Origin of the sequence: Agrobacterium rubi TR3 = NBRC 13261 (assembly GCF_000739935.1) — a bacterium.
GTDB classification, from domain to species: Bacteria; Pseudomonadota; Alphaproteobacteria; order Rhizobiales; family Rhizobiaceae; genus Agrobacterium; species Agrobacterium rubi.
On the sequence record NZ_BBJU01000029.1, the window covers coordinates 115,387 to 122,482 of the forward strand.

General features: G+C 54.7%; 7 protein-coding genes and 1 tRNA gene. 4 read left to right on the forward strand and 4 right to left on the reverse strand.

The annotated features are described in order from the left end of the window. The first annotated feature begins 154 nt into the window (after window positions 1–154). From RRU01S_RS22270 to RRU01S_RS25580, 4 genes are all read left to right on the forward strand, one after another. Window positions 155–1,258, forward strand: a complete 1,104-nt coding sequence (locus tag RRU01S_RS22270; protein WP_045232412.1) for a PAS domain-containing protein — start codon at window positions 155–157, stop codon at window positions 1,256–1,258. Window positions 1,259–1,268: 10 nt separating this feature from the next. Continuing rightward, the gene (locus RRU01S_RS22275) at window positions 1,269–1,676 is read left to right on the forward strand and encodes a response regulator (protein WP_045232413.1); all 408 of its coding nucleotides are present in this window, start codon (window positions 1,269–1,271) and stop codon (window positions 1,674–1,676) included. Window positions 1,677–2,027: 351 nt separating this feature from the next. Further along, window positions 2,028–2,101: transfer RNA gene (locus RRU01S_RS22280), tRNA-Gln, on the forward strand. Window positions 2,102–2,235: 134 nt separating this feature from the next. After that, the gene (locus RRU01S_RS25580; RefSeq protein WP_234936219.1) at window positions 2,236–2,970 is read left to right on the forward strand and encodes a DUF6538 domain-containing protein; all 735 of its coding nucleotides are present in this window, start codon (window positions 2,236–2,238) and stop codon (window positions 2,968–2,970) included. Window positions 2,971–3,361: 391 nt separating this feature from the next. Here the strand turns inward: RRU01S_RS25580 and RRU01S_RS22295 are convergent, their stop codons facing one another. The 4 genes from RRU01S_RS22295 to RRU01S_RS26260 all read right to left on the reverse strand — a co-directional run bounded on the left by RRU01S_RS22295 (window position 3,362) and on the right by RRU01S_RS26260 (window position 7,013). After that, on the reverse strand, window positions 3,362–3,712 hold the full coding sequence (locus RRU01S_RS22295; RefSeq protein ID WP_131367821.1) for a hypothetical protein: 351 nt from the start codon (window positions 3,710–3,712) through the stop codon (window positions 3,362–3,364). 549 nt (window positions 3,713–4,261) lie between these two features. Continuing rightward, window positions 4,262–4,867 carry a DUF6985 domain-containing protein gene (locus RRU01S_RS22305; protein WP_131367823.1) on the reverse strand — a complete coding sequence of 202 codons (606 nt, stop codon included), beginning with the start codon at window positions 4,865–4,867 and terminating at the stop codon, window positions 4,262–4,264. A 557-nt stretch (window positions 4,868–5,424) separates the two neighbouring features. Continuing rightward, entirely contained in the window at window positions 5,425–6,804 is a 1,380-nt protein-coding gene (locus RRU01S_RS22310; protein WP_045232417.1) for an IS1182 family transposase, read from the reverse strand. A 35-nt stretch (window positions 6,805–6,839) separates the two neighbouring features. Further along, entirely contained in the window at window positions 6,840–7,013 is a 174-nt protein-coding gene (locus RRU01S_RS26260; protein WP_165572262.1) for a hypothetical protein, read from the reverse strand. Window positions 7,014–7,096 lie beyond the last annotated feature (83 nt).

The window sequence follows — 7,096 nt, forward strand, 5'->3', positions numbered from 1 at the left end:
CTTCGGTCAGAGCGCCGTATTCTTTTTCGCGTCGCAAAGATGCGTTGAACGCAGGTGAAAAGTGTCTCACGTCTGAGAAACTATTCTTTTTGGCTCATGGAACTCAACAGCCATTCGGAGCATTTATGCCTCCAATTATTGGGGGTTACTGAGTATGATTGGAAGTGAGTTTCGCGGCGCGCGCGATGCGGGTGATCGCCTTGTGGCGGCGCATGCATCGGAAGACCCGTTCGCGGCGGCCTTCAAAGCCACCAGAATGCCGATGCTCATCACCGACCCCCGCCAGGACGACAACCCGATCATTTTCTGCAATCACGCGTTCAGCGAACTCACGGGATATCCCTTGGATGAGCTTGTTGGTCGTAACTGTCGTTTTTTGCAGGGCACCGATACCGACCCCGCAGCGGTTGCGAAAATCAGGTCTGCCGTGACCGAACACTATGACCTGTCCATCGATATCCTGAACTACAGAAAAGATGGATCGACGTTCTGGAACGCGCTGTTCGTAAGCCCGGTTCGTGATGAGAGCGGGGAGGTGATCTATTTTTTCGCGTCTCAGCTCGATTTCACCAATATCAAGAGCAAGGAAGCGGAACTTGCGGCAGCCCGTCACATGGCGGAAGAAGAGGTTGCCCGACGCACGGCAGATCTGACCGCCGCGCTGACCACCAAAACATCGCTTGTCCACGAGGTCGACCATCGTGTGAAGAACAACCTGCTGACGATTGCTTCCATCGTCAAACTTCAGGCACGCATGACGAAGGACGATGTTGCCAAGCGCACGCTTTTGTCCGTGCTCAGCCGTGTCGAGGCGCTCAGCACCGTGCACCGGAAGCTGCTCAACAATGACGATGTCGGCCATTTCGACGTCGCCGATTTTGCCAGTGACCTGATCACCGATCTCGTCGGCGCGTTGAAACGCTCGGACATCGTTTTAACGACGGATCTCAATGAGGTGATCGTACCGGCGCACAAGGCATCTCCGCTTGCTCTCATCCTGAACGAGTTGATCGGTGATGCCGTCAGACGCGGTTTGAGCGAAAGCGGAGGCAAAATACATCTGGAAGTTCGCAGACTGAACGGCCATTTCCTCATCCGTGTCGAGGATTCTGTGACACCGGTGGATGTGGATACCGAAGAACACGCATTCAGCCTGCTGATGCTGCAAACATGCGCCAAGCAACTCGGCGCGAAAATCGAACGGACAACAGAGGGAAACCGCACGGATGTGCGTGTGACCCTTATGGTGCAAGAGTAAGGACAAGACGTTGCGTGTTATGATCGTAGAAGATGAGGCGTTATTGGCGCTAGAACTTGAAAGCGAAGTAGAGGCCGCAGGACACGAAGTCGTGGGCCAGGCCGCTTCAAGCCAGAAAGCCTGTGAACTTGTCGAACGATCCACCCCTGATTTTGCTTTCGTGGACATCCACCTTCTGGACGGTCCGACAGGAATTGATGTCGGTCGCTACCTCGCCTCTAAAAAAGTTCCCTATGTTTTTGTCTCAGGCAACCTGAAACGTATTCCAGATGATTTTGCTGGGGCAATCGGCGCGATCGAAAAACCCTATACGATGAACGGTCTTCAGAACGCCTTGGGCTACATTACGGGTCTGGTCACTGGGAACCCGATAACAACACCTCCTCCAAGTTTGATTCTTGCAACAAGAGATGCATGAGTTGGATATAGTCTGCTCGATTCATGTTGTTTCGGAAACGCAAGGGCCGGCTATAAAATCATCTTCACTTGGCCATCTCAGCGCAGGTAAGTCCTGCGCGGACATATTCTGCCGAGTAAGCCAAGGCGAAAAGCCGAGTCGCTAATCATGCTTACAATCAAACCAGCATAGATTATGTCCTGCCAAGGATCTTAGAAGGTGGTGGGCTATCTGTGAGAAAACTGGTCGGTAAAGCCCATGCCGCTACTGCCGACCATAATAACCGCCTCTCATCGCATTTTTCGACTTGCATAGACGAGCAAATCATTTATATGACGCCCTAGCGAAGCGGCACAGCCACTTCGGTTGCGTTGGGGAATAGTTCAACGGTAGAACGACGGACTCTGACTCCGTTAATCTTGGTTCGAATCCAGGTTCCCCAGCCAATTCTCCCTAAATACCCGTAATCCCTTGATTTTCCAGTCGTGTCGGATATCGTTTTGGCATCATTGGCGACCTGATGCCCAGAACTGTAGCCCACAGGTGATGCCCACGCGCAATATGCGTCCCGGCATTTCAGGTGGCAGGCAAGGGCAACAACCTCATGGCGGTCCGCCACGACGTCGAGAATCTCATCCGCCGCGGCAATATCTTTTATTGGCGTGCGCGTGTTCCGAACGCGTTTCGGCAATGCCTACCAGGCAGCCGACTTTCATTAAGCCTTCACTGTTCTGATCATAAGAAAGCTCAAGTCATTGGTCGCAAGCTCAACGTGCTGATGGCCGAACTTAAGTTAAAACAGAAGGACCCCATGTCAAAGGCGCAGCTCCAAAAGCTTTGCGAACACGAACGTGACAAGATGCTCGAGCATCTGGACAACGTCTCGATGGCCGCACGGCGCTATGGCCGTCCGGCCGATATTGCAGAGCTGGAAATGGATCTCGAAAATGGCTGGGCCTATCGTCTTCTTGAGATGTTCGGGATTCGCCATCGCCTGACACTGGAGGCCGATTGCCTCGGCCACACCTATCTTCGAAAACAAGGGGTCCCAGCCTCCCACTTCTTTTCAATCCGCTCGAACTATCTCGAACTTCGTCAGGAGGCGACCTCACGCGGCTTTCAGGAGGGTCTTCACAGACTGATGTACTTATTCGACATCGATCCAAACGCGCTCAAGCCGGAGCCCAGCCAAATTGCTCAATCTTGCGATGTTTCGACCAGTCGAAAAAGCCGCTGTCATCGCCGTGATAGTCGATATAGCGCGGCCACGGTGACCCGGCAGGCGTGGAGAAGGGATCGAATGCCGACCAGTTGAGGGCTTCATCGGGAGCGACGTGCAGATCGGCCTTTTTGCCCATGCTGGCAGGGCCGATGATGAGATTGCCGCGCCCCGCCTCGGTGTTCAGTATATGGCTATGCGGCCCGGTCAGGTTCAGCAGGTAGCGACCCCAGTCGCTCACCGATCCCACGGGACGGTCGGACACATCGATTGGTGCGGACAAACAGTTCTCTCCTGTAGTTCTTTAGATTGACCTCGGCGGGCTGTCTCAAAACTCCCGATTAACGCGGCACTTGTTTTACTGACTTCTGCGACGTCGCAGAATAGGCAGTTTTGCGACAGCCGCAATGACCGCGGTTGGCGCAAAGTTGCCGAGGCAGCAGTTGGTCCAAAGAGGACTTTAGTGGTTGCCGGGACTTCAGAGTATTCATTCATCTTGCTCGGCATACCACTCGCCATTCCACTCGGCATGGTCGCGGCGCTGTCCTGTGACAGCCCAACGTTCCAACGATGGGTAGATCGTAGTCTCAGGCCAGCGCGGACCGATCTCCGCTGCCTGCTTCCAGGTCAGGTGAACCCTCGCCACCCTTCCATCGTCAAGTTTGTAAAGGGCATCGTCGGAATCGTATCTACGTGCGATCAGCTTGGCGTCAAAGCCATATAAAACATGACTCGAAGTTACTTCTGTTCGAAGCTCCCTCTCCCACGCCTCACGGAAACTTTGACTTTCGACTGTCATTTCGTCGCCCACTGGTTCCCACGGCTCCAGCCACTCCATATGATCGCCCCCGTTCAACAGCCTTGCTGCCACAGGACTATAGCAAAAGTCCCGCTCTTCTCACGTCCAGCCCTCAACTCAGAAGTTTGCAGCACAGATCCAAAGCTAATCTAAATCATTTATGGAGCACAAAAACGCAAACCATATCACTTAGCCACTTCCACCATCAGGAGAACTAGAGACCCGCAAAATCTATTTTCAGCAATGACCGCTTCTGGCGGATACTGTTGAGAAACTCTTGTTAGCATCGGTAATGGTGCTCGTCGCGCGGGCTGCCAGGTATAGTTTACTGACGGTTCGGGAGATGTGGAGCCACTTTGCGTCTGACGTACTGAGGGGCGTTTGCATGCGCAATATTATTTCAGTGATCCCAAAAGAAAAGCCGTCTGCCGGAGTTTTCAACAGTATCGGCGCAAAGCGGACGCGCTGTCGCCGTAATCCCAAATTTCGCAAAAACGCCTTGAACTGGTTTTTTCAGCCCATCCGCTTTGAAGGGCCCAGGACAGGGTCAACCGCAATGCAAACAAGTTGGCTGCTGTACGTTCAAAGCTAACTCCGCCCTTCGGCATGGCGAAGGGCAATCCAAGGCAGGTTTGGTACGTCTCCAGCGCCCCACTCCACGACAACCGTGCCGTGGAACATTATGCCATAGCCGTTCTCCGTATCCCAACTGCAGGCAAGCTCGACACCAAAATAAGGAGGCTTTCCTACCACGTCTGGTAGCGCGATGTGGAGAAGGCTGACTCTCGGGCGCAACTGTGCTTCTTCCCATGTCTCATTAACGGCCTCGTCGGTCACGCCGTCAATCCCCTTCTGAATGTTGATAAGCTCATCAAGCGAGGATCGAATAGTAGCGATGATCGCCTGTTCCACTTCTGCGTCGTTATCGATCAGCCACCGCGCTGCTGCGATCATGTTCGAACTGGGCACGTCACCCGTACCGTCGCCGTTCTCCAAGATGACCGGCACTTCTCCCGGCTCAGCGAACTCGGCGTTGCCACGTCCGGGATGGGGTAGAGCGACAAGCGAGTGTTGAAACGTTGAAGTCAAAGGCATTGGTAGCGCTGTGACCCAAGCCCCCTTGCCGCCGTAGAGCGTAGGTAAACCATCGATTTTGTAGGGCTTATCTTTAGGCGAAAGCTTGTCGAGGCGCATGAGACCCATCCTTCAACTGAACTGGCTTTGCGTGCGAACATTGCACGCCAGACAGAGCGTGCCAAGCCGCTCACCGCGCCGAGCAGCCAACACGGATCGAAGACATCATCAAGGTGCATGCGGCCAACGACCGCATTTGGCACGAAGCGGAAGACGTATTCTGGCCCGTTGTGGACATATGAGTTGTTTCAGGCAAAAGTTGCGCTAAGCTCTTCCACGTCAACTGGCATTTAAATTTGGAGGTTAAATGACAAAACATTTGCCAAGTGTTTTAGGTGGCATTGTCTCCGGGCTTTCAGTTTTTCTTGCTGGCGCTCTCCACGGCGATTTTTGGGTGCAGTGCCTCGCGGCGGGATGCGGAGGTTTCGCAGGAACTTATTTCGCGCAGAAGCTAGGTGGCTAAGGAAAGCCGCCAAGGGCGCAATGACCGCTGTTGGCGGATATCGTTGAAAAACTCGACGGATTATCCGCTCAGACACCCTCCGTGGTCTCTCGGACGCTAAACTATGCCGTGATCTAACCCGCGCCTTGGCGCAGGGTGATGGTCGATGCCGCCTTTAGGCGGCGATGGGACCGCATGGCGGCATCTGAGGCCTGAGCTTGGCCAGCCTCCTCAGGTTCTGTGCCGTTGCGGCAAGCAGGAATTCGTCTCTCGCACCACATGGCCCTCGAAGGCGCAACCTTGCCATCCGCAGAATGCGCTTCAGGTGAGCGAAGAGCATTTCGACCTTCTTTCGACGATGCCGTGACTGCTCATATTCCGGTGTCTTGGCAATCGCTCTGGCGACATCGCGTGCATCCTCGTTGAGATCGCGCGGTATTTTGCGCATAGGCATGTTCGGGCAGCAGCGAGGCTTCAGCTCACACTGATCACAGTCCTTCTTGCTGGCACGATAAAGCCTGGTCCCCTCGGCCGTGATCCCCGATCTGGGTGGGTCGTAAGTGCGGTGGAATTGCTTCAGTTCGTTCCCGGCCGGACAGATGTATCGCTCGTTCTCTGCTTCCCAGGTGAAGTCCGAACGTGAGAAGGTACCGTCCGTCCGGTTCGATTTGTCAAAGACCGGGATATGCGGCGCGATCTCCTTCTCGTTGACCAGCCAGGCGAGGTTGTCGGCAGAACCGTATGCACTGTCGGCCGCTAGGTAATCGGGCCGCAAGCCGAAGCGGTTTTCTGTCCTATCGAGCATTGTGCGGGATGCACCGACCTCCGCCTGGCGGATTGCCCGTGTCGCCTCCACATCGACAATGACGCCGTGATCCGTGTCGATCAGGTAATTGGTGGCATAGGCGAAAAAGGCATGGCCTTTGTGGGCACCAGTCCATTGGGCGGCCGGATCGGACGGGGAGATGAACTTTGGCGTCACTGGTGAGGCCGCGCCGAAAGCAGCATCGTCGAGAACTGCCAGATATTCCTGTACCGAGCGACCAGCATCCTCTTTGGCTTCCCATTCCGATCCTGGTACCGAGCGCTGCTTGTTTGCATCCGCTGCGATCAAGCTGGCATCAACCGCAAATCCTTCCGCACCAACCAGTCCTTCAGCGAGGCAGCGTTCCACTACCGTCTCGAACATATGCCGCAGGATGTCGCTTTGCCGGAACCGGCCATGGCGGTTCTTCGAGAAACTAGAGTGATCGGGGACCTTGCTGTCCAGACCGAGGCGGCAGAACCAGCGATAGGCAAGATTGAGGTGGACCTCCTCGCACAGTCGGCGCTCCGAGCGGATACCCATGGAATAGCCGATGATGAGCATTCGCATCATAAGCTCGGGATCAATCGAGGGGCGGCCCGTGGCACTGTAGAAAGGCTTCAACTGTGCTCGGACGCTGTCGAGTTCGAGATGGCGGTCGATGCCGCGCAGCATATGGTCGGCAGGAACGTGATCATCAAGGCAGAAGTCGTAGAAGAGCTGCGCCGGAGCTACCTGACATCCCATCATCGCTCAATCCTCCGCAAATCAATGCGACGATTGAATCACGCCATGATCTTAACGGCAATAATAAAGCAAAGCACGGTACATAAGACCATTGCCGCGATGGCCACCACAATGCGTTCAGCATTTCTCCAAAAACCCGTTTCAGGTCCGCCACCGCCCAATGCCCCAAAAATATCGATTACGAAATCAATGGCTCGCACAAGCCTCTCCATAGCTTTCCCCTCTTCCGCGCAACCTCGTTAAAGGTGGATGTTTGAGAGCCAACGATCAATAGGTGTTTTTCAACGGTATCGGC